This window comes from Thermoanaerobaculia bacterium (assembly GCA_035260525.1).
Classification (GTDB): domain Bacteria; phylum Acidobacteriota; class Thermoanaerobaculia; order UBA5066; family DATFVB01; genus DATFVB01.
This window is the reverse complement of record DATFVB010000157.1, coordinates 1-2,770: the sequence shown is the minus strand read 5'-3', so window position 1 is coordinate 2,770 and position 2,770 is coordinate 1. Positions and strand designations below refer to the sequence as shown.

Genomic DNA, 2,770 nt, shown 5'->3' with positions numbered 1-2,770 from the left:
CCCGTCGCGCGGCTCGTCGAACGAGCAACTCCACCGCGCGGACGGGCACCCCTCCGCTCCCGCGGTGCGAGTCGCAGCGCGGCAGCCCTTCTTCGATGACGGGAACTCCATGGGATTCCGGTGCGATCCGCCGAAGCCTGGGCGAATGCGGCTTGGGGCGCGCCTCCTGATATATTCCGTCCGCATCGTGACGTTTCTGAGGAACTGCGCGCTCCTGCTGCCCGCCGGTTTTCTCGTCGCCGCGTTCGTCTTCCTGATCGGCCACGGCCCCCAGGACCCGGGGCTCGGGGCGCTTCCGTTCATCGGGGAGTGGATCGGCGCGGACCGGCTGCCGAAATCGCCGGAGATCTCCTTCTTCTTCCAGAGCGCGGCGCTCTTCCTCCTGCCGTACGCGCTCTGGCTCGTCCTGGTCCTCCTCGTCGTCTTCGCCGAGCGCGTCCTGTTCGGAAAAAGGAAGCGCTCCCCGGGGCCGCTGCATCGGTCGTTCTCCCGCGCGTGCGTGTTCTTCCTGTTCCTGCTCTCCGGGATCTTCGGAGGATCCGCGGGCGCGGTGCAGCGGCGCCTCAAGACGGAGAGCCCCGTCGGGGTCGCGGTGGTCGCCGTCGCGCCGTTCCTCGCGGGCCTCCTCGCGCCGATTCCCGCGATCGCGGTCTCGCTCCCGGTCGCGGGTTTCCTCCGGATCCGGGAATGAGCGGCCGGCCGCGCGCGATCGTCATCCTCGACTTCGGATCGCAGTACACGCAGCTGATCGCGCGGCGGGTGCGGGAGGCGAAGGTCTATTCCGTCGTCCTTGCGCCGACGGCCACCCGCGAGGAGATCGAGCGGTGGGATCCGTGGGGGGTCATCCTCTCCGGCGGGCCGCAGAGCGTCTACGCGCCCGACGCACCGCGCCCTTCGTTTCCCGTGACCGGTCTCGGCCGGCCGCTGCTGGGCGTCTGCTACGGAATGGACCTCCTCGCACAGGAGCTCGGCGGCGAAGTCGAGAAGGCGCCCGGGAGGGAGTACGGGCGCGCGGAGTTCGTGCCCGCCGCCGGGTCGGCGCTCTTCGCGGGGCTCGGATCGCGCGAGACCGTCTGGATGTCGCACGGCGATTTCGTCTCGCGCGTCCCGCACGGGTTCGCGGTCACCGGGTACACGGAATCGGCCCCGATCGGCGCGTTCGAAGACGCCGGGCGGCGGATCTACGGGATCCAGTTCCATCCCGAGGTGCGCCACACCGAGAACGGCGCCCTCGTCCTCGAGAACTTCCTCTTCGGGATCTGCGGCGCCAGGCCCGAGTGGACGATGAGCTCGTTCCGCGAGCACCAGGTGGAAGCGATCCGCCGGCGGGCCCCCGAGGGGCGTGTGATCTGCGCGCTCTCCGGGGGCGTCGACTCCTCGGTCACGGCGGTCCTCCTGCGCGAAGCGCTGGGCGACCGGGTCGTGCCCATCTTCGTCGACCACGGGCTCCTCCGCATGAAGGAGCGCGAGCGGGTGGTCGCCGCCTTCGAGAGGTTCGGGATGCAGATCGACGCGGTCGACGCCTCCGCGCTTTTCTTCGAGCGGCTCGCCGGGGTGACCGATCCCGAGAAGAAGCGCAAGGTGATCGGCGCGGCGTTCATCGAGGTCTTCGAGAAGGAAGCGCGCCGCTTTCCCGACGTCCGCTATCTCGCGCAGGGGACGCTCTATCCCGACGTCATCGAGTCCGTCTCGCTCAAGGGTCCCTCCCAGGTCATCAAGTCGCATCACAACGTGGGAGGGCTCCCGGAGAAGCTCGGCCTCGAGCTGATCGAGCCGGTGCGGGAGCTCTTCAAGGACGAGGTCCGCGCGCTCGGCGCGGAGCTCGGCCTGCCGAGGCATTTCCTCGGACGGCACCCGTTCCCCGGTCCGGGCCTCGCGGTGCGGATTCCCGGCGAGGTCACGCCCGACCGTGTGGCGATCCTCCAGGAGGCCGACGAGATCCTCCTCGACGAGATCCGCTCCGCGGGGCTCTACGACGCGATCGCGCAGGCTTTCGCGGTGCTCCTTCCCGTCAAAACCGTCGGGGTGATGGGAGACGAGCGGACCTACGAGAACGTGCTCGCCATCCGCTGCGTGTCGACCTCCGACTTCATGACGGCCGACTGGTTCCGGATGCCGCACGACGTGCTCGACGCGATCGCGCGCCGGATCGTCGGCACGGTGCGCGGGATCAACCGGGTGGTGTATGACGTCACGTCCAAGCCCCCGGGCACCATCGAGTGGGAGTAGCCGGCGCGGCGATGCATCGAGCCGGGCGGGCGCGAACAGGCCGGCCGGCGGCTCGACGTAGGTTCACCACTACGCCTTCGCCGCCGGCCGTCTGTCCGCATCCCGCCGGGCTCGCGCCTCGCCGCGCCTCGTCGGTGTGTCCAATGGAAATCGACAGTCTCGCGATCCATCGAGGCGCGGCGATGCATCGAGCCGGGCGGGCGCGAACAGGCCGGCCGGCGGCTCGACGTAGGTTCACCACTACGCCTTCGCCGCCGGCCCGTCCGCCCGCATCCCGCCGGGCTCGCGCCTCGCCGCGCCTCGTCGGTGTGTCCAACTGGGATCGACAGCTTCGCGATCTATCGGGGGCGGGCGCGGCGATACGCGCGGTTATACGGGTCCGTCGGGCCGGCCGCCGGCACGACGTACGCTCTCGGTACGCCTTAGCCGCCGGCCGGCCCGCCGAATCCGTCTTCCCGCACGTCTGGCCGCGCCTCACCATCGATCCAACCGAGAACCTTCCGCCCTCGTCAGCCAGGTTTCGAGGGCGCGGCGATACGCG

2 protein-coding genes are annotated in these 2,770 nt (G+C 70.3%); both read left to right on the top strand.

The window, feature by feature from the left end:
* Nucleotides 1-187 precede the first annotated feature (187 nt).
* Nucleotides 188-691, top strand: a complete 504-nt coding sequence (locus VKH46_07630) for a hypothetical protein (protein ID HKB70699.1) — start codon at nucleotides 188-190, stop codon at nucleotides 689-691.
* Nucleotides 688-2,229 carry a glutamine-hydrolyzing GMP synthase gene (gene guaA, locus VKH46_07625; protein HKB70698.1) on the top strand — a complete coding sequence of 514 codons (1,542 nt, stop codon included), beginning with the start codon at nucleotides 688-690 and terminating at the stop codon, nucleotides 2,227-2,229. The genes VKH46_07630 and guaA overlap by 4 nt, the downstream gene beginning before the upstream one ends.
* Nucleotides 2,230-2,770: the final 541 nt, after the last annotated feature.